Here is a 26,780-nt window from a genome sequence, read left to right as displayed (position 1 = left end):
GGGGCTTAATGCTCTTGTGAGGTAGATATAACACGCGAATGAATATCTAAATATTCACTCGCAATGTGCTCAATACGTTCAGGCTTTATGTTTTGCATACAGGTAAATTCACCGCCGCAAGTTGGCCTGCGTTTACAGGGGGCGCAGTCTAAATTTTCGTACAAGACTTTGCAATCAGGGTTGTCGGTTTCAAGGTAGGGGCAAGTAGAACCGAAAATGGCTACCATAGGTTTTTTGTGCATTACTGCCATGTGCGTTAGGCCGGTATCAACCCCCACAAAAAAGGCTGCTTTGTTAATTATTTCGCTCGCGCCAAGCAAAGACGTTTTGCCACACAAGGAATGAACGCCTTTATTCGTTAGCATTGCCTTGGCGGCCGGTTCATCGCCAGGGCCACCCAAAATCACAATTGGCAATGAATATTTTGCGCGTAATTGTAAAATAAGGGCAATCCAGTGCGATTCTATCCAATGCTTTTGTGGGCGAGTTGTAAAGGGCGCTACGCAAATAAAATCAGATTCAATGCCCAGTTCCGAAAGTGCCTTGCTTGCTTGTAGTTTGGTGCTGTCATTTGTTTTTAACTTCAGCTGAAACTCCTCGGGAGGGCAGTCCATATACTGCGCCAGCTGGCGGTACTCAGAGCTTATTTGCATTGATAACTGTTTCACTAATGCCTGTTTGACAAACCAATGTGATTTTTCTTTGCTTTTGAAACCTACGCTGTGTTTTGATTTGGCGAAACCTGCTAGCACACTACTTTTAAGCAGGCCTTGGGTATCAATTACGTAATCGTAGGTGGTTTCGCGCAGTTGCTTTACAAATGATGAAAAGAAGCGAAAACCTGCTAAATAATGCTTTTGTTTCATTTGCTTTTGAATAGCGGGTTTATCGAATACTAATACAGAATCAATACGCTCATCTTGTTTAAGCAACGACGCACCCACGGGTTCAGCTAACCAAGTTATTTGACAATCAGGATACTGTGCTTTTAAGGATTGAATTAATCCTGAAGCCATAACAATATCGCCAATTGCGCTTAAGCGTATAATTAAAAAATGGGGCGTTTGCATAGTATTTGAACCTAGTTACTTTATGTTTATAATGCTAGCACGGCTACGAGATAAATTAATGAATTATTGTACTTTTTAGCTCTGATGCCCCTTATTTAATTGTGAACTGGTTTATTGAGGGAATGTAATATTGCACCTTTTATAAATCAGTTGTTTAGATTTTGAGCTTTCAAAATCGGTCTATTGGAGTTAATCCCCGCCGTGCCTTTATCACCCAGCAAGCAAAGTGCTTTTGTGTCAGAAACCAGCAAACAAAAGCGAGTTCGTTACGTATATAGTGCTTTGCTTTACGTATTGTTGCCTTTTGCAGCGCTTCTTCTTATTTTTAAAAGTTTTAAAAAGTCTAAAGCCTACCGTTTTCGCTTATATGAGCGCTTTGGCTTTATCCCAAAAGCGAAACAAAAAGGAGGCCTGTTGTTCCATTGTGTGTCGGTAGGTGAGGTAAATACCGCGGCTTGCGTCATTAAATCTATTTTAGCTAGCCACCCTAATATTCCCATTACCCTTACCTGCACAACGCCTACTGGATCTGACCGCATTCAAGAGTTATTTGGCGATACAGTTCTGCATTTTTATTTGCCTTTTGACACGCCTTATTTCGTTAGCAAATTACTGCGAAGAATACAGCCAAGCAAGGTGATTATTGCAGAGGTAGAGCTTTGGCCTAATCTTATTCATGGGTGCTGGAAACGCAATATCCCCAGTATTCTAATGAATGGACGTATGACCACCAAAGCACTCAATAATTATTTAAAGTATCCTAATTTATTTACACCTATGTGCCAAAAGTTAAGCTATATTTTTCCGCAATCAGAGCTAGATTATACTAATTACTTAAAAATAGATGTTAATGCTAGGCAGCTTAGCGAAGCTAAGAACATTAAGTTTGACCAAACGGTAATGCCAAGTATTGGCAAAGAGGTGTTGGCTTACCAACAACAAATACATGTTCAAGAGCGAACGGTTATAATTGGTGCCTCAACACATCAAGGCGAAGAAGACTTTTGCTTAAACCTTTATAAAACCCTTAAGCCTAAGTTTCCTAACTTGCTGCTAGTTATAGTGCCGCGCCATCCTGAGCGTTTCCCTAAAGTTGAAAATGTAATAAGGCAAGGCCAGTATCAGTGCATAACTTGGCAAGCTAATGTGGCTATAAGCACACAAACTGATGTACTACTAGTAGACGCTATGGGCAAGTTGAATCAGGTGTATTCTTTGGGGCACATTGCCTTTGTAGGTGGCAGCTTAGTAAAAAAAGGCGGGCATAACCCTTTGGAAGCTGCGCAGTTTTCTATGCCAATTATAATGGGGCCTCATATATTCAATAATGCAGAAATAGTGGAATCTTTAGAAGGTTCGGGCGCGTTACATATTGTAGAAGACGATTCAAAGGCAAGTGCCTTAGTTGAAAGCTGGTTATTAGCGCCTGAGCTTGCAAAGCAACAGGGTAAGGCCGGTGCTCAAATATTAGCGAAGAATAAAGGTGCGATTGATAAAACGCTGATGGTTATTTTAGAAGATATGTAGCAAGTTGCTTTTATTAAAGGAAGGGCAAGCAGTTAAAGAAACTTAACTGCTTGCATACAAAGTCAACTTAAGCTGGTTTTAGCACTTTGTTAATATTAAGCAAATCTTGCTCAGTAAGCGTACCGGCAGCTTGTTTTAAGCTAACAATAGCAATTATAAAGCTATAACGTGCGTCGGCTAAATTTCTGCGAGCATCAAATAGGTTACGAGTGCTATCAAGCACGTCAACAATAGTTCGTGTGCCTACATCAAAACCTGCTTCAGTGGCTTTCAAAGCACTTTCAGCAGAAACTACTGACTGCTCCAATGCGCGAATGGTAGATATAGCCGCTTTAACATCATTAAATGAACTACGTACTAAACGAACCGTTTGGCGATAAGTCAGCTCTAGATTCTCGCTCGCTACCACGTAGTTCGCTCTAGCTCTTTCAGTACCCGCTTTAACACCGCCGCCCTGATAAATTGGTACACTTAATGAAAGGGCAACACTATGGCTATTAAGCGCTCCATTGTTAATGGTAGCCGGTTGGCCGTTGGTGCTAATAAAGTCAGTTTCAGAATCGCTCATGTCATAAGAAGCACTAAGTGCTAATGATGGATAATGGCCTGAACGTGCAATTTCAATATCCTCTTTGGCTATATCTTTACCAAAGCGCTGAGTCAGTAAGTCTAAATTAGACTCTTGTGCCATTTCTAACCATTCGCTTACTTTTGCAGGAGCGGGCGCTACGGCACTGAACAGTTCGGTATCTAACACTTCAATTCGGTCATGATACTTGCCGGTAATTTCACGTAACTCTTCTAAGCGTAATTCAAGTAGGTTTTCTGCACGTATTTGGCGAGCTACGGTGTTGTCGTAATTTGCCTGCGCTTCGTGCACGTCGGTAATGGCAGTTAAGCCCACTTCAAAGCGCTGTTTAGTTTGCTCTAGCTGGCGTTCAATCGCTTTTAATTCCGCTTTTACAAATTCAACGCTATCTTGTTCACGAAGTACTGACAAATACGCATTAACGGTTCTTAATATTAAACCTTGTAAGCTAGCGCCTAAGGCAGCATCACTTTGCTGAGCTACTAATTCAGCGCGATCCATTCCTAACCAATTTGCATGGTCATACAATGACATGTTTAAATCTAAGCCATAAGCCAAAGCATCGGTATCGGTGTCAGTTACTCGGCCCACAAACGCTGGGTTACCATCAGTAGTAACGCCATCAATAAACTGGCCGTAACTTTCTGAGCTGCTCATAGAGTAAGATACATAGCCCGATATTTGCGGCAGCAAATTAGCACGGCTTAAGTCAATTCCCGCGTACGCCGCGTCTTTTTGAGCTTTGGCTCTATTTATTTGTGGGTCATTAGCTTGTGCTAACTGGTATACGGTAGAAAGGTCATCAGCCAACGCAGCCCCTGAAAAGGCTAGCCCAAGAACAATAGATACAAATGTTTTTTTCATGAATGAGTGCTCTGTTATTTCGGTAATGTAAGTAACGTAAAGTGCAAAAACGCAATGCACTAATATGGAGATAAGTTTAGGCTATTCAAGCCTATTTGAATAACTATTGCTTGTATCAAAATTGGTTTAAGTGTAACAGAATGTAATGCTTTTGCAGTGCAAACTGTGTGAATGTCTTTTATTTTATACTATAAAGACCCACAATAGGATGCATTCATAGGTAACAAACTACCTAAAGAATTAAAAACTGAGCAAAGAACGAATACAAAATATGACAAATTACACGAAAGACGACGTTAATTTAATTAAAGTTGAAGACTTGTTTGATGGCTTTTTTGCATTAAAGCGATACCATTTTACCCATAAACTTTTTGATGGCGGCACAAGCAAGGTAGTTACCCGCGAGGTATTTGAACGTGGGCATGCAGTGGCAGTGTTGCCATATGATCCAATATTAGATGAGGTAGTATTATTAGAACAGTTTCGTTTTCCGGCGCTAGAAACTACTGATTACCCTTGGCTAATAGAAGTTGTGGCAGGTATTATTGAGCCTGGCGAAGACTTAGAAGATGTTTGCCACAGAGAAGCGCAGGAAGAAGCAGGTGTTAGCTTAACTCATTTAAGAAAAATGAATACATACTTAGCAAGTCCAGGTGCGTGTTCAGAACGTATTCACCTGTATGTGGCTAAAGTAGATGCCACCACGGCAAGTGGTATTCATGGTTTAGACAATGAAGCCGAAGACATAAAGGTAATAAGAGTCAGCTTAAGCGATGCTGAAAAATGGCTAAATGAAGGCAAGATTGATAATAGTACCGCCATTATCGCGCTTCAGTGGCTGTTATTAAATAAGCGCACCCTGTTAGAAGAATGGGCGCTGTAAATTCACAACATAAAACACAATAAGGCAACTGTTTTGCAAAAGAAATATGTACCGCATTTACCCTCTATTCTTGCTACGTGTGAGAATAACTATGTGTGTATGCTAAAACTTTTACCTGATTGCGACACCCAAGATCTTAAGTATGAATTCGACATAAGTGAGAGCTTTAAATACCGCATTACCATTGTGGATTCAAGCCGCTACACTAGTACCCTTAGAATGTCGCAGTATAATGCTAATACACCTGCTTTTTTAAGGCCAACTATGTTGATACGGCTTTATCATGATGCCAAAGTAGCAGAGGTGCTAGAGGCTCAGCGTACATCACAGTTAAAACCAGTTTATGAGTACCCAAATTTAAACATGCACCAACGTAATGAGAAGTATATGGTGAATGTATTTTTAGCAGAGTGGCTACATTTTTGTTTAAGCCAACAGGTAGCGTCTTCTCTTTAAGCAAATAATATTAAGCGTGAACACGCAATTTCAATAAGCAGTAGGTATATGCAGCATCTTATTTATTTACATGGGTTTTTATCGAGCCCACAATCAGAAAAAGCACAACAAACATTGGCTTTTGCAAAAAAACATTACCCTTACCTTAACGTGCATACGCCGCAACTTGCCGGCAACATTCAACAAGCCGTAAAACAAGTTGATACACTTGTTCGTTCATTACCTAAAGGTAATTTACGCTTTATTGGTAGTTCTATGGGCGGTTATTTATCTACTTATGCCTGCGAAAAATATGGTGGAAAAGCGGTATTAATCAATCCTGCAGTTCGCCCGTTTGATTTATTGTCAGGCTATATAGGTTTGCATATTAATCCGTATACTGGCGAAAAATTCTCTATCCATAGTGGGCATATTGCCTGTTTACGTAGTTTATACTGCACTAGCTTGAAACAAGCATCAGCCTATAAAGTATTGCTGCAAACTGGTGATGAAACCCTTGATTATCGTTTGGCTGAGGCAAAATATACAGGCGCTGATATAACGGTAGAACAAGGCGGCGATCATAGTTTTATTGCTTATGAAAATCACTTAGCGTCTATTTTCTCGTTTTTACGTTAAGGGCGTTTGCTGAATATGCTATAGCTTGCTAGTATTGGATTTATATACAGGTATAATTGCCTCTATTAATTTGCGCAATACTAAGTAAGCAAATACCTTGTTGCTAAACAACAACAATAATAATAACCCCGGTTTTTGAGTGTAAAAGATGTCTGAACAATATAATTCTGATTCAATTGAAGTCTTAAATGGCTTAGACCCAGTTAAACGCCGCCCCGGCATGTATACTGACACAACACGTCCTAATCACTTAAGCCAAGAGGTGATAGACAACAGTGTAGATGAGGCACTAGCCGGGCATGCGAGTAATATAAAAGTTATTTTGCACGAAGACCAATCGCTTGAAGTTATAGACGATGGCCGCGGTATGCCGGTTGATATTCACCCAGAAGAGCGCATGAGTGGTGTTGAGTTAATCATGACCAAGCTGCATGCCGGTGGTAAATTTTCTAATAAGAATTACGAGTTTTCAGGTGGTTTGCATGGCGTAGGTATTTCAGTTGTAAATGCCTTGTCGACCCGCGTAGAAGTTACCATTCGCCGTAATGGCCAAGTACACCAAATAGCCTTTGAAAACGGTGATAAAAAAGAAGAATTAGCCGTAATTGATAGCTGCGGCAAACGTAATACAGGTACGCGCGTTAGATTTTGGCCTGACGGCAGCTACTTTGACTCGCCAAAATTCTCGGTGACTAAATTACTGCATATTTTAAGAGCCAAAGCGGTATTGTGCCCTGGCTTAACCATTAAGTTTGAAGACAAAATAGGTAAAGAAACCCACCAGTGGTATTTCGAAGATGGCTTACGTGATTATTTAATACATGGCTTAAAAGATTTTGAAACTTTGCCTGAAGACGCCCCTTTTGCAGGCGCTTTTTCGGGTAACGGTGAGGCGGCTGATTGGGCGGTAATGTGGTTGCCAGAAGGCGGCGAAATGGTAACGGAAAGTTATGTTAACCTTATTCCCACCGCACAAGGCGGCACACATGTAAACGGTTTACGCCAAGGCCTACTTGACGCTATGCGTGAGTTTTGTGAATTTAGAAACTTATTACCGCGCGGCGTAAAAATTACGGCTGACGATATTTGGGACAAATGTTGTTATATATTGTCAACCAAAATGCAAGACCCACAATTTGCAGGACAAACGAAAGAGCGTTTATCTTCACGCCAAGCCTCTGCATTTGTATCAGGTATAGTAAAAGATGCCTTTAGTTTGTGGTTAAACCAACATACTGATGTGGCCGAACTCCTTGCTGAAATGTGTATTAATAATGCACAAAAGCGCTTACGCCAAAGCAAAAAGGTGGCACGTAAAAAAATCACATCAGGTCCTGCGCTACCAGGTAAATTAACTGATTGTTCTACGCAAGATAACGACCGTTCAGAATTGTTTTTAGTTGAGGGTGATTCAGCTGGTGGCTCAGCAAAACAAGCGCGCGACAGAGAATTCCAAGCCATAATGCCGTTACGCGGAAAAATACTAAACAGCTGGGAAGTGGATTCGTCTCAAGTATTGGCCTCTCAAGAAATTCACGATATATCAGTTGCACTAGGTATAGACCCAGATTCTGATGACTTAAGTGGTTTGCGTTATGGAAAAATTTGCATACTTGCCGATGCTGACTCAGACGGATTGCACATTGCTACCTTGCTTTGCGCTTTGTTCGTAAAGCATTTTCGCAAACTTGTTGATACTGGCCATGTATACGTGGCTATGCCGCCATTGTTTAGAATAGATATTGGCAAAGAAGTGTATTACGCCCTTGATGAAAGCGAAAAACAAGGCGTGTTAGACCGTATAGAAGCAGAAAAGAAACGCGGCAAAGTGAATGTTCAACGCTTTAAAGGCTTGGGTGAAATGAATCCGCTTCAATTGCGCGAAACTACGATGGACCCGAACACGCGTCGCTTAGTAAGGCTTACCAGCGAAGATGCTGAGGGTATGTTGGAGCTTATGGATATGTTACTTTCTAAGAAGCGCTCACCTGATCGCAAAGCGTGGCTAGAAAGCAAAGGTAACTTAGCGCAGGTGTAAGATTAGCAAGTGTAAAAAAGCCCAGCAATGCTGGGCTTTTTTATGTTTTCAAGAAAAGCGAACTTAGCTTTTTAGCTAAGTTCATTATACTAACCCGCCGGATAAACATAGCTTGCCTGAACTCCCAAAGGAATGCCAAGTGCCCAGTAGCCAAGTAAAAACACTGTCCATAAAAGTAATATAGCAATGCTATAAGGCAGCATTAACGACAGCAAGGTGCCAATACCTGTAGATTTAACGTAGCGCTGGCAATATACCACTACAAGTGGAAAGTAAGGCATGAGCGGCGTAATAATATTCGAGGATGAATCACCTAAGCGATAAGCGGCTTGGGTTAAATCAGGTGATATATTTAGCTGCATTAACATGGGCACGAAAATAGGCCCTAATAGAGCCCATTTAGCCGAAGATGAACCTACAAACAAATTCACAAATGCGGTTAAGAAAATTATCCCAACAATAGTAACCATACTGGGTAGTTGCAGGGTTTTTAATAGCTGCGCACCTTCAATTGCAAGTAGCGCTCCTAAGTTTGATTTGCCGAATGCGTCTATAAACAATGCGCAGAAAAATGCCATTACAATGTAGTAACTCATGCCTTGCATTGCTTTGGTCATGGCATCAATCATGTCTTTGGTTGAGGTAAAAGTGCCCGACACATAGCCATAAACTAGCCCTGGCAATAAAAACAGTAAGAAAATGAGCGGGACAATAGATTGCATAATAGGGGCAGAGAAGCTCGTTAATTCGCCGTTAGGGGCTCGCATAGGAGAAGCTTCAGGGATCAATATTGCGACTAGCGCTACAATTCCTACTAGCATTGAAAATGTAGCCCAACGTAAGGCTTTTGTTTGTTGCTTGTTTAGCTCGTCAAAGCGGGGAATTTCTTCTTTGTTTCCGTCAATCGCAACGTTTTTAAGGCGTGGTTCAATAACTTTATCAGTTATATACCAGCCAATTGAAACGACCAATAAAGTGGAAGCTGAATTAAAAAACCAGTTGTTTAGCGGATTTACTTGCATGCTAGGGTCTATAATTTGGGCGGCGCTTTGCGTAAAGCTTTGTAGTAGTGGATCAATAGCCGAGGGAATGAAATTGGCACAAAAACCCCCACTCACACCAGCGAAGGCGGCAGCAATGCCTGCCAAAGGATGGCGGCCCATAGCATAAAAAATGACACCAGCTAAGGGAATTACAAGAACGTATCCGGCATCGGTAGCGGTGTGGCTTACAATGGCTACCAATATTACCATGGGCGTTAGTAAGGCCTTGGGCGTAGAATCAAGCATACGCTTTAAACCTGCACTAATAAAGCCGGAATGCTCAGCAACACCCACCCCTAGCATAGCTACAAGAACAACGCCTAAAGGCGCAAAACCTGTAAATATAGTCACCATACGGGAAAGAAAGTTAGCCATGTTGTCACCGGTTAATAAGTTGGTAACTACAACAACATCTCCTGTGCGTGGGTCTACCGCGCTAAAGCTTACGTTTGAGAGAAGCGCTGAGAGTGCCCATACTATCCCAAGGCACACTGCAAATATTATGGCTGGGTCGGGTAGTTTATTTCCTACTTTTTCGACTTTATCAAGCGCCCGCATTGTCCATGTGTTTTCAGACATAAGAATTCCCATTTATCGTTATTATTAGTTAATTATGTTTTCAATATTCAGTGTGCCACAGCTTTTATTCAGTGCCAATCTATCAGGCCTTAATTTGGCAATTGTTAATTATCGGTATGGCATTTGCTCTAACAAAATATGTATAGCGTAATAATGCGTTAGTTTTTTCATTTTATAGGAGCTCAATTATGGATTTAATTCGAATTATTTTTGCAATTTTACTACCTCCAGTAGGCGTATTTTTACAAGTAGGGCTAGGCGGAGCCTTTTGGTTGAACATATTGCTCACTATTTTAGGCTACATTCCCGGTATTGTTCACGCAGTATGGATTATTGCTAAACGTTAACAAATTTAAGAAAACGGACTTTGCGTAAAAAAGTAAATTACCCTGTACATTTTTCACGCCTTGTTCGTTTTTTTACTTAATGTAAGAGCGTGTTGAGTTGCAGTTTAAGGAAAGTGTATGAGCAAATTTAGTAAATCAAGTTACATAGTCATTGTGTCAATTATCTTGATATTAGCTGCTCTGCGCCTAGGCGCCCCTTATGCTATAGAAAAGGGGGTGAACCAAGCGTTAAAAACTACCCCCGGTTTGCGCGGGAAAATAGGTGACGTTGATTTAGCACTCTACCGCGGGGCTTATCAAATTAACGATGTACAACTATTTTTAATTGATGGTGGTCTAGAAAAGCCTCTCATTAAAGTTAAACGCCTAGATATTTCGGTGCTTTGGTCAGCCTTGTTTCGTGGCTCCGTAGTGGCCGAAATGCAGTTTTTGGAACCTCAATTTTACTATGCTGACAACAGCAGTAAGCAACAAGAAATTAATGAAGACGCTAGTAATGAAGAAACCTGGGTAAGCCTTGCCAACAGCTTAGTACCGTTCTCAATTGACCGCATAGATATTTTAAACGGCACTATTACACTTGAAACCATTGCCACAGAACAAACCAGTGTGAGCGAAATTACCGGTGTAAACGGGCTTATTAGTAACATTACAAACAGTAAAGACCATTCAGGTTCCTTAGTGACAACTATGCAAATAGAAGGAATGATTGAGAGCATTTGCCCACTGCAAATAAGTGGCTCAATTGACTCATACGCCAATAAACCTACGTTTGATATAGATGTTGAAATGCAGCGATTGCCGGTAGAAAAAATTGATGGCCTAATTGCTTTTTACGCGCCTTTTGATGTAGAAGCAGGGGAAGTTGATTTTGCTATGGAACTTGCCGCCGATCAGGGCAAGGTGAATGGGTTTGTAAAAGCGGGCGTATATGAACTAGAGGTTTTTGAGTGGCATGATGATGTGCAAGTGGATGGCGATAATCCATTTCAGTGGTTATTTGAAGCCTTTACGGGTGGTATTGCCGGCCTGTTTGAAGATGACACGCGTGATTTAATTGCCACGGAAATTCCTTTAGAAGGGCAAATTGATAACATTGAAACACCATTATGGCCTGCTATTTATGGCATTATTAAAAACGCGTTTATAGAGTCGCTTGATATAACTGTTGATAACGAATCAGAAGCTGAGCAAGAGAAAGAACCTGAATAAGCACTTAAAAACAACTAAGGCGTTTACAATTTGTTACGTGCTGGCTTTTCTTTTTTTAGGAACTTAGGATATTATCCATAAAACGCTTCATTTCCCTTTAATCTGCAAGGCTCTTTAATGCGCAAAGCAATAAAATCACTACTGCTTATATTAGTAGTTTCGTTGGTTATTCTATTTATATTACTGATTGATTTATCACCAGCAGTAAAAACCAATGCCGGTGCCCAGGTCAATAATGCTGAGTCAGTTCAAGTGCTGCTTGACCAAGTTCGTACAAGCTTTCGCCAGCGAAATCAGGGTCAGAAGTTAGCACTCACTTCACAGCAAGCGCAAAGTCTAGCAGGGTTTTTGCAGCGAGCGGTAAGTGAAGCAAAAGCAGATGTCGCTTTTTCTGAAACCAACATGTCGATCAACATAAGTTATCAGTTACCTAGCCCCTTTAACTCTTTTTATATTAATTTACATACCTCGGTAATTGAGGGTAAGGGTGTAAATATTTCTCATTTTAGTGTTGGTTCATTGCCCCTACCTGGCGCTTGGGTATTGGCTGCGGCTGAATATGCCGCTAATAGCTATACGCAAAGCGAAGTTGCAACACGTGCCATTGCCACGGTAGAAGCGCTTGATATTAACCCAAATGGGGTAGATATATCGCTTACGCCTTTGAGTCCTTTGTTACGCGAATTTAAAAACATAAAAACCAGTGGCGGCTCTGAAGAATCAAGAATGTTTAAGCTGCGTATTGCACATTACTTAAGGGTGCTTGATACCGTAAATGTGCCCGCTTTGTCATCAAATGAAAAAGGTGTATCTTTATCACACTATATCCATGCTTTAATGCAAGAAGCGCATGCGAGGAGCGTCAACGGCTCCGCCGCGCTTGAAAATGAAGCCGCTATTATGGCCTTGACTATTTACGCTGGCAGCCCTCGCTTTGCAGCGCTAGTAGGCGATTTGAGCTTTGCTATAGACCGTATTCCGGTAGCTAGGCCTAAACCAGTGTTAAGAAATCGCGCAGATTTAAGCCTTCACTTTATATTTTCAGCAGCTATTAAATTGCTATCTGAAAAAGGGGTCAGTGTAGCAGTGGGTGAATTTAAAGAATTAATGGACCGTGGCAAAGGTGGCTCAGGTTATAGTTTTGTTGATTTGTCGGCTGACCTTTCAGGCGCGCATTTTGCGGCATTAGCGGCCGATCCACGAAGCGCATCTTATGTGCAAAACATATTAATGAATGCACCTTCTGAAGATTTATTCATGACCAGTATTGACGCCCTTGAAGAAGGCATGAGTAAAGCTGAATTTGAAACGAAGTACAGTGAGGTCGATAGCCCTGCATATAGGCGCGTTGTTCGACAAATTAATCAACGACTTGAACGTTTACCTATAACAAAGGATTGACAATGAAATACCTAGTAAAACTTGCCTTATTAAGTGTAGTTGCAGCAATATTTAGCGCCTCTGCGATGGCCGCGCCGGTGTTTAAAATTAGTAAAGATGGTAACGATGTTTATATTGGCGGTACATTTCATATTTTAACCGCAAAAGACTTTCCACTCCCTCAGCCGTTTTATGATGTGTATGAGAAAGTGGATGAACTTTACTTTGAAACAGATATAGAAGGCACTACTAGCGACCCTAAATTTCAAGCAATGATGATGAATGTGATGATGCTTAAAGGCGGCGAAACTTTGCAAAGTATATTAAGTGAGCCTGTTTACAAGGACCTTGTGACGTATTTAAAGAGCAAAGGCATTCCTCCTCAGCAATTTGCTAATTTAAGCCCAACGGGTGTTATGTTAACTATTACCATAATGGAATATCAGGCGCGTGGCTTTACCCTAGCAGGAGTTGATCAGCATATGTTTGAGAAAGCCAAGGCTGATAACAAAGCAGTAAAATGGTTTGAATCGTTAGAAGAGCAGGTCGCATTTCTTGACAGTTTAGATCAAGGCGATCCTAATGAACCTATTGTTTACATGCTAGAGTCTATTGATGGGCTAGAAACGATAGTGGATGACTTGCACAATGGCTGGAGAAATGGCGATATGGCCTTACTTCAAAAATCAGGCTTGACCGAATTTGAAGAGTTTCCCGACTCATATAATACGCTTATTAAAGACCGCAACGACAAATGGATGGCATCAATTTTGCCAATGTTTAGCGATGAAAATACCGAGTTTGTTTTGGTAGGTGCTTTGCACTTGCCGGGTAAAGATGGCCTATTAACACAGCTTGAAGCAAAAGGTTTTACGGTAGAGCAGCTTAAATAAGCCAGCACTACCTTGTACTTATAAGGTACGTTTGAATTGGTCTAAGGTGGTTAGCATCAATTCGATTTTCTTCACCAATGGCGGAAGCGCATTATTTAATGTGCTTTCGTCAGCGTCTACAAGCACTGACACTTCTCCTGCAATTTCTTCTACATAAGGTGAAAACCTCTTGCTGCGCGTTGTAAAGCCAGTGTTGTCACCGAAAATGGTAGCAAATTTACCTTTCCCACTGGCTTGCAAACTATTTAAAGCGGCGTCAGCGTCAACTGCTTTGCGGTAAATTACTTTAAGATTGTCGTTTAGGGCGTTTATAATTTTATTCATGAATGGAATTTTCTGGCCGATAACTGCGAAGAGGGCAATTGTGCCTTCATTTAGTTATTGCTACAAGTAAAACAGTAAAAGGAAACGCAATGGATATTTCAGGTGCATCTAGTGTTGCTTATACGCTCGAAGTTAAATCTGTACAAATGGCGAACAGCCAGCAGAAACAAGAAGGCCAAGCGGTATTAGAATTGCTCGAAGGAGCCGCAACTGTGCCAGCGCCTAGTACTTCAAGCGTAGGTAGCAGCATTAATACTTACGCGTAGTTATGAAGTAATGGCAAAATAAGCTAGAAGCTAATTTTGTTAAGGCTCAAGGCCTAAATCAATTGGTGTCTTACCAGGCTGCCCAGCAAACTCTTGTACGAGTTTGGGTACTAAAAAGCCTGGTAAGCGCTTTATCAACTCTGCCATTATTGCGCGAGCTTCATCGCGTTTTACATCAAAATGAACTGCTCCTTGCACACGGTCAAACATATGCAGGTAATATGGAAGAATGTTTGCTTCAAATAAACGTTCGCTTAAGTGTTCTAGGTCAGAAGCGTTATCATTAATGTTTTTTAGTAGTACCGACTGATTTAACACCGTGACTCCGGCTGCCACTAATTGCTTACACCTGTGCGCTAAGCTGTCACTGACTTCATTTGCATGATTAATGTGCAGCACTAAGACGGGTTTAATAGTTAGCTTGCTTATCCACGCAATAAACTCATCGTTTAATCTACTAGGAATAACCACAGGCAATCGAGTGTGTATTCGCAAGCGTTTTATATGAGGTATATTGCTAATTTGGCTCGCTATTTCAGCTAGCTGTGTGTCGTTAGCCATAAGTGGGTCACCGCCAGAGAAAATCACTTCATTTAATGTGCTATCTTCACTGATGTACTTAATAATATTAGCATGGTCGCTACTGCGAATATGATTATCTTGATACGGGAAATGTCGTCTAAAACAGTATCTGCAGTTAACCGCGCATGCCCCTTTAAGCACCATAAGTACGCGGCTTTTGTACTTATGAATAAGCCCTTTTTGTTTAGAACTTTGCTCTTCTAGTGGGTCTGCTACAAAACCACTTTTTTCAATAAACTCGGCATGCTGTGGTATAACTTGCTGAAGCAATGGGTCATGCCAGTTTCCTGCTTCCATCAAATCAGCAAAAGGCTTGGGCACACGCATTGGAAATAACTTGCGTGCTTTTGAATGTTCAGCCACCGAAATAGGCAAAGCTTGGCTATCAATTTGTAAATAAGTCAGCAAATTTTCAAGGGTAGTAAAGCTATTGGCTAATTCTTTTTGCCAATGAGTCTCTACAGAATGGATTTTTTTAGGTATTATTCTCATATGCGGGATATTACACATAGTAGGTTCTTGTTTCACTATCGTTTTCCCACTTTTTTTAGAAATGACCTTAACAATTATAATAGAGGATTGAATGGCTAATTTCAGCACCAACGAATTTAAAGCTGGCCTTAAGATAATGCTAGACGGCGAGCCATGTAACATATTGGAAAATGAATACGTAAAACCGGGTAAAGGCCAAGCTTTTAACCGCGTAAAAATTCGTAAGCTAGTGTCAGGTAAAACCCTTGAAAAAACATTCCGTTCAGGCGAATCAGTGGAAGGCGCTGACGTAATGGATACCGAACTTGCTTATTTATACAACGATGGTGAGTTTTGGCATTTCATGAACAACGAAACATTTGAACAAATTGCGGCTGACGAAAAAGCCGTGGGCGATTCAGTTAAATGGTTGGTTGAAAACGATGTGTGTACCCTAACATTATTCAATGGTAGCCCAATTGTAGTTACGCCGCCAAACTTTGTAGAAATTGAAATTACTGAAACCGATCCAGGCCTTAAAGGGGATACCGCTGGAACAGGAGGTAAGCCAGCAACTTTAGCTACTGGCGCGGTAGTACGTGTTCCTTTGTTTGTACAAACCGGTGAAGTGATTCGTGTTGATACGCGCACGGGTGAGTATTCGTCACGCGCGCAAAAATAGTTGTATTGACTAAATAGAAGCGGGCATAAGTATACCTAGCCCGCTGCTTTCTATTCTTCCAGCAAAATACTTCTGCTATATAAAATTAAGGTAAGAGCGAATGTCGAAAGCTTGGTTACCTAGCGCATCTATTAGTACGCTGCAACAACGAGCTCAAATAATGGCTTCTATTCGCCAGTTCTTTTACGAGCGCAGTGTGCTTGAAGTTGAAACCCCTAGTTTGTCACATGCCACCATTACTGACCCACACTTAAGCGCTTTATCAACAAAACATACCGAGCCCGGAGCAAGTACTAGCAACACGCTGTATTTACAAACATCGCCCGAATACGCCATGAAGCGCCTCTTAGCTGCCCGAAGCGGTGATATATTTCAATTGTGTAAGTCATTTCGTGATGATGAAGTGGGCGCGCACCACAACCCTGAATTTACTATGCTAGAGTGGTATAGGTTGGGGTTTTCTATGCAAGATTTAATAAACGAAGTAGGCGAATTACTTATTCAGATTCTGCCTATATCAGAAGTAGAACAATTCACCTATTCAGAACTATTTGAGCAATACTGCAATTTTTCCCCATTGACGGCCTCTGTTGATACTATATTGAGTTGTTGCAAGCAAGTGGGTTTAGCTAGCTACATAGCATCAATTGAGCAGCAGCTAACGCTAAAGCAACCAAGCCAAGCCTTGCAAGGTGAGCAAGCGATCTTATTAAAAGACAGTGCACTTCAGGTACTATTCAACCAAGAAATAGAACCCCATATAGGTCAAGAGATTCCGGCTGTAGTGAGTCATTTTCCTGCTTCACAAGCGGCTTTGGCTACGCTTGCAGACGATGGCCTAAGTGCTCATAGGTTTGAGGTATATTTTAAAGGTTTAGAACTCGCGAATGGTTTTAATGAACTGCAAGATGCAGCAATACAAAAACAGCGATTTTTAGCTGATAACGAAAAGCGTAAAACATTAGGTTTACCGGTAAATGAAATTGATACTCATTTTATGAGTGCTCTTGAAGCTGGTTTACCCGCGTGCTCTGGCGTAGCCCTAGGCGTAGACCGTTTAATAATGCTGGCGCTTAATAAACAAAACATTAAAGAAGTACTAAGTTTTAATTATGACAACTGTTAGTGATATTGAGCGTTTTATACATGACGCTCAAAACAAAGTGATAATCGCTGGTTATGGTAGCTTGCTTAGCCAGTATTCACGCGAAACTTATAGTCAAATATTGTCAACAAGTTTAGCGGTTGACGTAAAAGGTTGGCAACGGGGCTGGATCACCCGCTCTACTACCGAACATCAAACATATGCGGGCGCAGTGCCTGATTCAAACAGCCGCTTGTGTGCGCAACTTATTGCACTGCAGTTTAATGAAAAGTTTGAAAAACGTGAAAAAGACTATCGCTTTAGCCGTTTGCAGTTAAGCGATATTGATTTGAATGAAATACAAGCTAAACACCAAAATTCACAAGCGTGGGAAGCATTATTAATACTACTTGACTCAGTGCCTATTTATATTTGTGAAACGTTAGATGCTAAAACTTCTTCTACCGACTTCCCGGTAAACTACTCTTATATAAACACCTGTATACAAGGCTGCTATGAAAAGCGAGCCAATGCGGGTATTGCATCTTTTTTCGAACACACTCAAGGCTGGGATTCAGGGGTTTTTAATGATGACGCAACCAAAGCCTTATATCCGCGAGCGACTATTTCCCTAAATCCCCCTTGGGATACTACAAGTTTAATAGAGAATGCTATTAAACAATCGCTTAAGCTTTAGCAGTTAGTTGAAGCGCAATATACCCAACAAATAGTTTTGAAACGCAAATATACATCTGCTTAATAGTTAAGGGATTTATTTAAAATATATATGTATTAATAAACCTAAGTATCTCAATTTATACCTACAATTAGCTCTGTTACTAATATATTCAACTTTCGTATAGAGATGTGCGGAGAGCGCATTAACGATATTACCAGGAGAGTTATTTTGTCGACCATGACCGCGTCAGTAGAAAGCAAGTATAGACTAGTTACCCGCAGCGACTTTGACGGATTAGTATGCGCAGTATTACTTAAAGAATTAGATTTAATTGATGACATTAAATTTGTGCATCCTAAAGACATGCAAGATGGCATTATTGACATTACCCCTAACGACATTACCACTAATTTACCTTACGTAGCAGGTTGCCACTTAGCGTTTGACCATCACTTAAGTGAAATATCAAGAGCAAGCGAGGGCCTACGAGGCAACCATGTTATTGACCCGAAAGCACCATCGGCTGCGCGCGTTGTGTATGATTATTATGGTGGTGCAGACGTATTTCCAGCGGCGTGGAATGACATGATGGACGCAGTTGATAAGGCTGATGCGGCGCAATTTAATGAAGATGAGATTCTTAATCCATCAGGCTGGGTGCTACTTAATTATTTGATGGATAGTCGCACAGGTTTAGGCCGCTTCCGTGAGTTTAGAATTTCAAATTACCAATTAATGATGGAGTTAATTGATTACTGCCGTAACCACACCATTGAGGAAATAATTGCCTTACCCGATGTACAAGAACGCGTTGAGTTATATACAGAACATGCTGAATTGTTTACTGAACAAGTTAAACGTTGCGCAACGGTTCACAATAATTTGGTTGTGCTTGATTTACGTGATGAAGAAATTATTTACGCGGGTAATAGATTTATGATTTACGCGCTTTTTCCCCAATGTAATATTTCTATTCATCAAATGTGGGGCTTTAAGCGTCAAAACACCGTATTTGCCATTGGAAAGTCAATTTTAGATAGAAGCTCAAATACCAATGTGGGTGAGTTATGTTTGCGTTTTGGCGGAGGTGGGCACATGGCTGCTGGTACTTGCCAAGTAATGCAAAATAAGGTGGAAGAAACCAAAGAAGCGTTAATTAAACAAATAACTGCTGACGGTTAAGCAATTTCTAACAGAATGTAATTAACAAGCAAAGCCGAGTATTCATAGCCAATTGATACTCGGCTTTTTTGTGCCTCATGGTTTTATCGAAAGTCTTTGAATTTAATAATCTTATATAAAGATTGACTAACGCTTAGGCGCTTGGTTAACTTTGTAAATAAACCTGATTATTACCCCTTAAGGATGAACCATGGCAGGCGCCAACTTACTTGCATTATTAGATGACATAGCTACTTTACTGGATGACGTTGCAGTGCTTTCGAAAGTAGCCGTGAAGAAAACAGCCGGGGTATTAGGTGATGACTTAGCGCTTAACGCTGAGCAAGTTTCAGGAGTAAGGGCTGAAAGGGAATTGCCTGTGGTGTGGGCCGTAGCAAAAGGTTCATTCCTAAATAAGCTCATTTTAGTTCCCAGTGCACTGCTTATTAGTGCAGTTTACCCCCCGTTAATCACAGTATTAATGGTTATTGGCGGCATATATTTATGCTACGAAGGCGCTGAAAAAATTGCGCATAAGTTTTTAGCTCATGAAGAAAGTGATGAACAAGCCCACTTAGAAAAGTTAAAAGCTATTGCTGATCCTGCCGTTGATTTAGTGGCACTGGAAAAAGATAAAATTAAAGGTGCCATTCGAACGGATTTTATTCTTTCGGCTGAAATAGTCGTTATTGTGCTAGGCACAGTGAGTGCAGAACCTTTCCTAACCCAAGCTTTAATTGTATCAGGCTTGGCCATTCTTATTACCGTGGGTGTTTACGGGTTAGTAGCCGGTATCGTTAAACTAGATGATGCGGGCTTATACCTATTAAGAAAGTCAGTTGCGGGCTCATTTAATAGCATACAAAGATTGCTTGGACGTTTTTTGTTGCGCCTAGCGCCGGTATTAATGAAGTCATTGGCTATTATTGGCACGGCGGCTATGTTTTTAGTGGGTGGTGGAATTTTGGTGCATAGTATTCCAGCCGTGCATCATTTTATTGAAAAAATTGTTCAATCTATACAATCAGTAGTAGGGGACATTGCATTAATGGTAGCGCCTATTTTACTTGAAGGCTTAACTGGCGTGCTTGCTGGCATTGGAACATTGCTAATTATAATGGGCCTCAGTAAACTGAAACCAAGTAAGTAGTCAATTTCGACACATTACTAACAAAACTGCCAAAAGGGTACAATCAGATGAAAGCCGCGAAACATATACAGCCTATTGGAAGGCTTACCACACGTACCTTAGCCATGCCGGCTGACACAAACGCTGCTGGGGACATATTTGGCGGTTGGGTCTTATCGCAAATGGATATTGCCGCTGGGATTTGTGCTGGCCAACGAGCCCAAGGCCGCGTGGTCACCGTAGCGGTTGATAGCATGAGTTTTATTCGCCCTGTGAAAGTAGGTGATATTTTAGGTTTATACACTCACGTTAGTGAGCTGGGTAGAACGTCAATGACGATCCATGTTGAAGCTTGGGTAAGGCGAGACAGAATAGGATTGCGCGAAAAAGTGACGGAAGGCATGTTTAAGTTTGTTTCTATTGACAGCGAAGGGAAGTCAACGCCTATTCCTGATGAGAATGAGTTACCTGATTACGTAAAAGAAAGCTGGTAATAATAGGTAAAGATTTAATTCAAGCCACCCTTGTAATAATGCAAATGATAATAATTACTATTTACATTTAAATTTTGTGTAGGTATGATTCTGCCCACTTAATGGGAACCAGGAACATACAAAAGCTACATGAGAACTTTATTCAAACCATCAGCCATCACCACATCTATTTGTTTATTACTTTCTGCTCAGCCTGTGTTCGCGCTTCAGGATACTGCCGCGAACAGCGATGAAAGCGTGGAGAAAATTACCGTAACAGGTTCGTATGTTGACGGTTACAACGCGCATTCAGCAAGTGGTGCTTCACGAATGGAACTTGCCATTACTGATATTCCGCAATCGGTTTCCGTAATTACATCAGCGCAATTAGATGATTTTCAGTTAAACGATATTAATTTAGCTCTTGATACAGCAACGGGCGTAAACGTTCAACGTATTGAAACTGACAGAACCTATTATACGGCTCGTGGTTTTGATATTACCAACTTTCAAATTGATGGCATTGGTTTACCCTTAACTTCTGGGAATAACCATGCAGGCGATGATACGGCCGTGTATGACCGTATAGAAGTTGTGCGAGGCGCAAACGGACTAATGACTGGCGTAGGTAACCCATCAGCGACCGTTAACTATATACGAAAACGTCCGAATGCCGAAGATGAGTTAAATTTAAGTGCCAGCCTTGGAAGCCACAATTTATATAGACTTGAAGCAGACGGGAGTTATCAATTTAACTCAAGTATATCAGCAAGAGGTGTGGCCGTTAGCCAAGACCAAGATTCCTACCTTGACCGTTATAGCCGTAAAAACACTTTATTATACTTATTCTTAAACGCAGATTTATCAGATAATACTCAGTTATCTATTAGCCATAGCTATAACAACAGTGACGCACAAGGTAATTTATGGGGAGCTTTACCTTTATTCTATACTGATGGAAGCGCCACAAATTACGATCGATCAACTAGTACATCAGCAGATTGGTCAAATTGGCAAGTGGTTAACAACAATACGGTAGTGGAGTTAAATCACTTCTTCAATGAAGATTGGCGTTTACGCGCTACGTATTCGCAGAAAAAAGCCGATGAAGACAGCGAGTTGTTCTATGTGTTTGGTACTCCTGATAGCCAAACAGAAGCTGGTTTAACCGGTTACGCGAGTGAATACATACTAGATGATAAACATGATTTGTATGACGTTTATCTTGATGGTGATTTTGATCTATTTGGCCGAGAGCATCAGCTTGTGGTTGGCGTAAACTACTCTAAACTCAAATACACTGACCGTTCCTTATATGACTTCACAACAGGAAATGGTTTCCCCACTATTGCCGATTTAAACACTTGGGACGGAAATGCCACTTTCCCCACTTTGGCTGATGGCGAAGCAGGAAGTGCAGTAAAACAAAAGCAAAAAGCCGCTTATTTTACAAGCCGATTCAACGTACTTGATGACCTCTATATTTTAGCCGGTGGTAGATACAACAAATGGGAAGCGGTAGGCACATCATACGGCGTAGACCGAGATGTAACAGAGTCTGACTTTATTCCTTACGCAGGGATTGTGTATGGTGTTCATGAAAACGTTAATTTGTATGCTAGTTACACCGAGACCTTTCAAGCGCAAAACGAATTAGATATTAATAATCAACAGCTTGATCCTGTAGTAGGGGAAAGTAAAGAAGTTGGCGCAAAATTCACATTATTTGATAGCAATGCGGTAGCGAGTTTCGCCTATTTTGATGTTCAACAAGTTAACTTAGCGATTGCAGACCCAGCAACGGCTGCTTTGCCGCCTACCGACCAACGCTACATAGGTAGCGATGGTATTGATAGCCATGGTTTTGAGGTGGATTTTGCAGGTGAAATTTTACCTAATTTACATGCCAGTATAGGGTATACCGATTTTAGCATTTCGGGTGATGACTTAGTGGCACATTACACGCCAAGTAAAATGCTTAAAATAGGCACTGTTTATAATATTGAGCAGGTAGATGGTTTGTCACTTGGCTTGAATATGCGTTGGCAAGATGACATATCGCGTGAGCAAGGTGTGGTAGCGGCTGGCTTTGATAACGCTGGGGCGACTATTGTTACTGAGCAAGAAGCCTATGCGATTACCGATTTTTTAATTAAGTATGATATTAACGAAGATATTACGCTTAATTTTAACGTATTTAATGTGAGTGATGAAAAATACCTGACTAGCCTTTATTGGGCGCAAGCATACTATGGCGCACCGCGTACGTATAGTTTGAGTTTATCGTGGGCACTTTAAGTATTACAAAGCCAATATAGGGAGCAACGGGTGAGAAAATCATTGTTTAAATGGCATTCGTATTTGGCTTTAGTAGCAATGCTGCCAGTATTAATAGTTTCAATTACTGGTAGCTTATTGGTATTTAAAGTTGAAATTGACAGCTTATTGCGCCCCCATCATATGGTAGTAAATGAACAAGGTACTACAAGTTCAAGGCGGGTAAACTTAGATACTTTAATGCGTAATATCACTCATAAACACCCGCAGTATGCCTTGGCAGGTTGGGAGTTATTTGATGACAATAACCGCTCTGACACCGCTTATGTTATTGAGCTGAATACCGAAAACTGGTTTAAAATTTATATTGACCAGTACAGCGGTGAAATATTGTCAGAACCGGCTGATATGGAGCACTATATTACTGACTGGCTACTAGAGCTACATTACGCGTTTTTAATGCATTTTAACGGCACCGTAGTAGGCGCAATAGTGGGTTTGTTAATGCTCTTTTTGGGTATTAGCGGCATTATACTATATCGAGGTTTTTGGCGTAAAATATTTACCTTAAGATGGCACGCAGCGAGTCGAATAATGTTCAGCGACCTGCACAAGCTTATAGGCATTATTGCAAGCCCCATATTTATTTTAATATCCTTTACGGGCGTGTATTGGAATGTGGCTATTATATTGCACGAAGTAATGGAGCACAGCGATGAGCAAGAGCATGTGTATATTACACAGGCCTATCATTCGCCTAGCATTTCATTTGAGCAACTTAAGCAAAATACTGAGCAAGCCATTCCAAGTTTTCAAGGCACGTATTTGGCCATTCCAAATGAGCCTGGAATGCACATTACTTTTTATGGTGAGGTAGACACCGCAAACCCACTTATTAGCCAGTATGCCAGTATGGTTACCTATGATAAAGACAGCGGTGAGCTGCTATCAAAATACGATATTCGAAACGCGGGTTTCTTCGCGAAATTTGATGACAGCACTCGTAAACTGCATTTTGGCTACTTTGCGGGGATTTGGTCAAAAATAGTTTGGTGCATTATTGGTTTAGCACCGGTAATACTTTGTGTTACAGGTTTAATAATGTATTGGCTTAGAAAGTCACCTAAACGGCAAAGAAGGGCTCGCTAGCCCTTTTTACTTTGCAAAAGAGCTAAGCCTGTTATGCGCCCGGCGAATATTCTTATTATAGACGATGATAGCTTAATCTTTACTCAAGATTAGCGGTCATGAGTTTAGCGACTCGCTCAAACTCTTTAATTTCATTTTCTTCAAGGCCGCGGGTCATTATTTCCATTATGTTCTTGTCAAATTGCGCGATTGCTTTGATCACATCTTCTCCCTCATTGCTTATTACTAAGAATTGGCTGCGCTTGTCATCTTTATTGGGCTGTTTAGTAATCAAGCCTTTTTTAATCAGAGTTGAAATTAGGCGTGTTACTTGCGCTTTATCTCGGTTTAAATAATTTGCAATGTCTATTGCGGTACATAATTTTTTTCGGTCAATAATTTTAATAACTCTAATATGCATTGGCGCTAAATCCTCATCAATTGAAGACGCAATGCTTTGCAATTGACGCTTTACTCCATGTACTAAATGAAAAAGCGTATCTAATGGTCTACTACCTGACATCATTTAATGAATCCATATATTGGTTGACATTATCAACCTTGTTGCCATATAGTTGTCATTATCAACTATCTGCTTGTGCAATTCAAGCAATAGAGCACTCAGAATAAGTTGAGTCGAAATAAGAGTCCTATAATTTGGAGTATGATATGAGCATTGTTGACCGTTTTAAAAATGTAAAAGCACGAAAATCGTCTATTGCTGTGTCTGTGAAATTAGTCACGCAATTGACCGAAAACATGCGCAGAGTGACCTTACAAGGAGCTGCTTTGCGTAATTTTCCAGAAAATTCCGAAGGTGCATATGTAAAATTACTATTCACCCAAGCAGGTTCAGAAAAGCCAGTAATGAGAACGTATACCATTGCTAGGCAGCGTTATGTAGAAGAGGAAATAGATATTGACTTTATGTTACATGACAAAAAGTCTGATAATACGGTTGACGGTTTAGCGGCATCGTGGGCTCTTAATGCAAAAGTAGGCGACAATATATCTATCGCTGGGCCAGGGCCAGCAAGTTTTATAAATCAACAAGCCAGTTATTTATTATTTCTTGGCGACATGACAGCCTTACCTGCAATTACCGCTAACTTGAAAAAGCTAGATGCTGACGCGCTTGGGAAAGTGATTATTGAAGTGCTCGCTGAAAGTGATATTCAAGAGCTAACTAAACCCGATGGAGTAAGCGTCGAATGGCTAATTAATCCGAAACCAGGCGACATTAACTCTCCATTAGTTAAAGCATTAGAAAATACAGAATTATCAATTGGTGAGTTCTCAGCATGGATTGCATGCGAGTACAATGTGATGAAAAAATTAAGACAATATTTGAAAAAAGAGAAAGGAATAGAGCGCTCTCACTTATATGCATCAAGCTACTGGAAAAAAGGTAGCAATGAAGAGCAGCACAAAAAATTCAAGCAGGAAGATGCAAAAACAGCAGCTTAATTTTACGCTAAAATTTACTCAGGAATAAAAGAGCTCCTTTAAATAAAACAAACGGCTAATCGCTTATTACTTTATAGGCGTTTTTGCCAGCTTTTTTAACATCATACATCGCCATATCAGCTTTGTGTAGTTCTTCCGTAAACTCGAACCCTATTTCAGGGGTCACGGCACTCACGCCTATACTAGCTGTTACCAGCAAATTATTCTGATCAGGAATTGGAATTTTTAATGAATTTATGTTGGTCAGTATTTTTTCAGCCACAGCTGTCGCATGAGCCAAGTCATTGATGATAATAGCAAATGCGAACTCTTCTCCACCATAGCGACAAAAAACATCATCTTCGCGCAGCGTACTCGCTAATAAATTTGCTAAATAAACTAATACTTTATCACCAATATTATGGCCGTAATCGTCATTTATTTGTTTGAAATTATCAATATCTATTAAGCCGAAAGCGACTATGCCACCGCGCCTAATGCATGATTTAACAAGCTTGCTGGCTTGTTCTAAAAAGAATCTTCGGTTGGGAATTTTGGTTAAAGGATCGAAAAATGCTATTTTTTCAAGTTCAGATTTTGCTTTTTCTAATTCGAGGGTTCGTTCATTAACTAAACTTTCCAAACTAGACTTCAGTACTTTAAGATCGCTATTTCTTCTTTCTAGTTGTTCTGTTTGAAACGTCATTTTTGAAACGTCACGCTGAATAGCGGCGAAATGAGTGACTTCGTCGAACTTATTTTTTAAAGGGATTATATTTATTTCAACCCAGTATGGGCGTCCACTTGCATCATAATTTAAAAGCGTTTCGGTAATTTCTTCTACATTATTTAATGCTTCAGCAATTCTGCGTTTGCTTTCGGAATTAGTCAGGTTTCCTTGCAGTATTCTAGGCGTTTCACCTACCACTTCTGTCGCGGAATAACCTGTTAATTTTTCAAATGCTTTATTTACATATACTATTTTAGGGCCTTCAGGGTAGCTAATATTTTTTGCGTCGGTAACTATCACCATGTCTTGGGTATTTTCAACAATGTCTTGAAATGAGAAATGTTGTTTAGATGCAGAAATATCAGTAAAAGTAACTACTATAAACTCATCTTTAGAATCAAGCCCTTCATAATAGGCATTGGTTAGAAACCAACTAATAGCATCTTGCGAACTATCAATGATTCCTACAACTTTATTTTTCACTCTTTCTTTGTTGCGCTTTACAATATTAACTGGGTAGTCTTCTACGGCTAAAATATTGCCTGACTCGTCAATTAAAGTCCAATGGGGATCGTATGAATCTCGTCCAATCGCCTGCTCGTAAGTTAACCTTAACATTTTGAGGCCATTAGGATTGATGTAAACTATTGAGGTGTTCCAATCATGAATGATGACACCAATATGAGCATGTTTGAGAATAGCTTGAAAACTTAAACCTTCAATAAATTTCATACTTAAGTCTAACTTTTTGGTTTTTAATGATACTAATCTAGCTATTCTCAAATTTCAAGCGGTGGGTATGCCTTAAGAAATGCCTACCGCTTGAGCAACATTAGATATATCAAAAGT

26 protein-coding genes are annotated in these 26,780 nt (G+C 40.5%); 19 read left to right on the top strand and 7 right to left on the bottom strand.

Going from position 1 to position 26,780, the window contains the following annotated elements; all coding sequences use genetic code 11:
• Positions 1-5: 5 nt before the first annotated feature.
• The gene (locus ACOI22_RS07695; protein ID WP_420671443.1) at positions 6-1,070 is read right to left on the bottom strand and encodes a glycosyltransferase family 9 protein; all 1,065 of its coding nucleotides are present in this window, start codon (positions 1,068-1,070) and stop codon (positions 6-8) included.
• Positions 1,071-1,271: 201 nt separating this feature from the next.
• Between ACOI22_RS07695 and waaA the strand changes: the two genes are divergently transcribed.
• A complete protein-coding gene (gene waaA, locus ACOI22_RS07690; RefSeq protein WP_420671442.1) occupies positions 1,272-2,597 on the top strand; it encodes a lipid IV(A) 3-deoxy-D-manno-octulosonic acid transferase in 1,326 nt (441 codons plus the stop codon).
• A gap of 67 nt (positions 2,598-2,664) precedes the next feature.
• Here waaA and tolC read toward each other — a convergent pair whose 3' ends face one another.
• Positions 2,665-4,050: an outer membrane channel protein TolC gene (tolC, locus tag ACOI22_RS07685; RefSeq protein ID WP_420671441.1), complete on the bottom strand. Its 1,386-nt coding sequence runs from the start codon at positions 4,048-4,050 to the stop codon at positions 2,665-2,667.
• 271 nt (positions 4,051-4,321) lie between these two features.
• Here tolC and nudF point away from each other — a divergent pair, with 271 nt between their 5' ends.
• The 4 genes from nudF to parE all read left to right on the top strand — a co-directional run bounded on the left by nudF (position 4,322) and on the right by parE (position 8,045).
• Positions 4,322-4,933 carry an ADP-ribose diphosphatase gene (gene nudF, locus ACOI22_RS07680; RefSeq protein ID WP_420671440.1) on the top strand — a complete coding sequence of 204 codons (612 nt, stop codon included), beginning with the start codon at positions 4,322-4,324 and terminating at the stop codon, positions 4,931-4,933.
• A 99-nt stretch (positions 4,934-5,032) separates the two neighbouring features.
• The gene (locus ACOI22_RS07675; RefSeq protein WP_420672340.1) at positions 5,033-5,389 is read left to right on the top strand and encodes a DUF1249 domain-containing protein; all 357 of its coding nucleotides are present in this window, start codon (positions 5,033-5,035) and stop codon (positions 5,387-5,389) included.
• Positions 5,390-5,437: 48 nt separating this feature from the next.
• Positions 5,438-6,007 carry a YqiA/YcfP family alpha/beta fold hydrolase gene (locus ACOI22_RS07670; RefSeq protein ID WP_420671439.1) on the top strand — a complete coding sequence of 190 codons (570 nt, stop codon included), beginning with the start codon at positions 5,438-5,440 and terminating at the stop codon, positions 6,005-6,007.
• Between the two features lie 148 nt (positions 6,008-6,155).
• Positions 6,156-8,045, top strand: a complete 1,890-nt coding sequence (gene parE / locus ACOI22_RS07665; RefSeq protein WP_420671438.1) for a DNA topoisomerase IV subunit B — start codon at positions 6,156-6,158, stop codon at positions 8,043-8,045.
• 89 nt (positions 8,046-8,134) lie between these two features.
• Here parE and ACOI22_RS07660 read toward each other — a convergent pair whose 3' ends face one another.
• A complete protein-coding gene (locus tag ACOI22_RS07660; RefSeq protein WP_420671436.1) occupies positions 8,135-9,667 on the bottom strand; it encodes an AbgT family transporter in 1,533 nt (510 codons plus the stop codon).
• 188 nt (positions 9,668-9,855) lie between these two features.
• Between ACOI22_RS07660 and ACOI22_RS07655 the strand changes: the two genes are divergently transcribed.
• The 4 genes from ACOI22_RS07655 to ACOI22_RS07640 all read left to right on the top strand — a co-directional run bounded on the left by ACOI22_RS07655 (position 9,856) and on the right by ACOI22_RS07640 (position 13,499).
• A complete protein-coding gene (locus tag ACOI22_RS07655) occupies positions 9,856-10,014 on the top strand; it encodes a YqaE/Pmp3 family membrane protein (RefSeq protein WP_420671435.1) in 159 nt (52 codons plus the stop codon).
• A gap of 117 nt (positions 10,015-10,131) precedes the next feature.
• Entirely contained in the window at positions 10,132-11,226 is a 1,095-nt protein-coding gene (locus ACOI22_RS07650) for a DUF748 domain-containing protein (RefSeq protein WP_420671434.1), read from the top strand.
• A 117-nt stretch (positions 11,227-11,343) separates the two neighbouring features.
• A complete protein-coding gene (locus tag ACOI22_RS07645; RefSeq protein ID WP_420671433.1) occupies positions 11,344-12,627 on the top strand; it encodes a hypothetical protein in 1,284 nt (427 codons plus the stop codon).
• Between the two features lie 2 nt (positions 12,628-12,629).
• The gene (locus ACOI22_RS07640; RefSeq protein WP_420671431.1) at positions 12,630-13,499 is read left to right on the top strand and encodes a TraB/GumN family protein; all 870 of its coding nucleotides are present in this window, start codon (positions 12,630-12,632) and stop codon (positions 13,497-13,499) included.
• Between the two features lie 18 nt (positions 13,500-13,517).
• Here ACOI22_RS07640 and ACOI22_RS07635 read toward each other — a convergent pair whose 3' ends face one another.
• Entirely contained in the window at positions 13,518-13,823 is a 306-nt protein-coding gene (locus ACOI22_RS07635) for a hypothetical protein (protein ID WP_420671430.1), read from the bottom strand.
• Positions 13,824-13,912: 89 nt separating this feature from the next.
• Between ACOI22_RS07635 and ACOI22_RS07630 the strand changes: the two genes are divergently transcribed.
• A complete protein-coding gene (locus ACOI22_RS07630) occupies positions 13,913-14,089 on the top strand; it encodes a hypothetical protein (RefSeq protein ID WP_420671429.1) in 177 nt (58 codons plus the stop codon).
• Positions 14,090-14,128: 39 nt separating this feature from the next.
• Here the strand turns inward: ACOI22_RS07630 and epmB are convergent, their stop codons facing one another.
• Positions 14,129-15,163: an EF-P beta-lysylation protein EpmB gene (gene epmB, locus ACOI22_RS07625; RefSeq protein ID WP_420672339.1), complete on the bottom strand. Its 1,035-nt coding sequence runs from the start codon at positions 15,161-15,163 to the stop codon at positions 14,129-14,131.
• A gap of 91 nt (positions 15,164-15,254) precedes the next feature.
• Here epmB and efp point away from each other — a divergent pair, with 91 nt between their 5' ends.
• The 8 genes from efp to ACOI22_RS07585 all read left to right on the top strand — a co-directional run bounded on the left by efp (position 15,255) and on the right by ACOI22_RS07585 (position 23,776).
• Positions 15,255-15,824, top strand: coding sequence for an elongation factor P (gene efp, locus ACOI22_RS07620; RefSeq protein WP_420671428.1), 570 nt, complete (start codon positions 15,255-15,257; stop codon positions 15,822-15,824).
• Between the two features lie 100 nt (positions 15,825-15,924).
• Positions 15,925-16,950 (top strand): elongation factor P--(R)-beta-lysine ligase, encoded by a 1,026-nt coding sequence (gene epmA / locus ACOI22_RS07615; RefSeq protein WP_420671426.1) that lies wholly within the window; start codon positions 15,925-15,927, stop codon positions 16,948-16,950.
• Positions 16,937-17,605: a hypothetical protein gene (locus ACOI22_RS07610; protein WP_420671425.1), complete on the top strand. Its 669-nt coding sequence runs from the start codon at positions 16,937-16,939 to the stop codon at positions 17,603-17,605. The genes epmA and ACOI22_RS07610 overlap by 14 nt, the downstream gene beginning before the upstream one ends.
• Before the next feature lie 219 nt (positions 17,606-17,824).
• Positions 17,825-18,769 carry an exopolyphosphatase gene (locus ACOI22_RS07605; protein ID WP_420672338.1) on the top strand — a complete coding sequence of 315 codons (945 nt, stop codon included), beginning with the start codon at positions 17,825-17,827 and terminating at the stop codon, positions 18,767-18,769.
• Positions 18,770-18,959: 190 nt separating this feature from the next.
• Positions 18,960-19,898 (top strand): DUF808 domain-containing protein, encoded by a 939-nt coding sequence (locus ACOI22_RS07600; RefSeq protein ID WP_420671424.1) that lies wholly within the window; start codon positions 18,960-18,962, stop codon positions 19,896-19,898.
• Between the two features lie 47 nt (positions 19,899-19,945).
• Complete coding sequence (locus ACOI22_RS07595) at positions 19,946-20,371, top strand: acyl-CoA thioesterase (protein WP_420671422.1); 426 nt, start codon at positions 19,946-19,948, stop codon at positions 20,369-20,371.
• A gap of 129 nt (positions 20,372-20,500) precedes the next feature.
• Complete coding sequence (locus tag ACOI22_RS07590) at positions 20,501-22,648, top strand: TonB-dependent siderophore receptor (protein WP_420671421.1); 2,148 nt, start codon at positions 20,501-20,503, stop codon at positions 22,646-22,648.
• 30 nt (positions 22,649-22,678) lie between these two features.
• Entirely contained in the window at positions 22,679-23,776 is a 1,098-nt protein-coding gene (locus ACOI22_RS07585) for a PepSY-associated TM helix domain-containing protein (protein ID WP_420671419.1), read from the top strand.
• Between the two features lie 79 nt (positions 23,777-23,855).
• On the opposite strand, the gene ACOI22_RS07580 is transcribed toward ACOI22_RS07585, so the two are convergent.
• The gene (locus ACOI22_RS07580) at positions 23,856-24,281 is read right to left on the bottom strand and encodes a MarR family winged helix-turn-helix transcriptional regulator (RefSeq protein WP_420671418.1); all 426 of its coding nucleotides are present in this window, start codon (positions 24,279-24,281) and stop codon (positions 23,856-23,858) included.
• 143 nt (positions 24,282-24,424) lie between these two features.
• On the opposite strand from ACOI22_RS07580, the gene ACOI22_RS07575 reads away from it, so the two are divergent.
• Positions 24,425-25,222: a siderophore-interacting protein gene (locus ACOI22_RS07575; RefSeq protein WP_420671417.1), complete on the top strand. Its 798-nt coding sequence runs from the start codon at positions 24,425-24,427 to the stop codon at positions 25,220-25,222.
• 55 nt (positions 25,223-25,277) lie between these two features.
• Here the strand turns inward: ACOI22_RS07575 and ACOI22_RS07570 are convergent, their stop codons facing one another.
• Positions 25,278-26,663: a diguanylate cyclase gene (locus ACOI22_RS07570; RefSeq protein ID WP_420671416.1), complete on the bottom strand. Its 1,386-nt coding sequence runs from the start codon at positions 26,661-26,663 to the stop codon at positions 25,278-25,280.
• Positions 26,664-26,780: the final 117 nt, after the last annotated feature.

The sequence above is a fragment of the Glaciecola sp. 2405UD65-10 genome, assembly GCF_048820975.1.
Classification (GTDB): domain Bacteria; phylum Pseudomonadota; class Gammaproteobacteria; order Enterobacterales; family Alteromonadaceae; genus Glaciecola.
The sequence above is the reverse complement of the archived record's forward strand: the minus strand, read 5'-3'. Positions and strand labels throughout refer to the sequence as shown.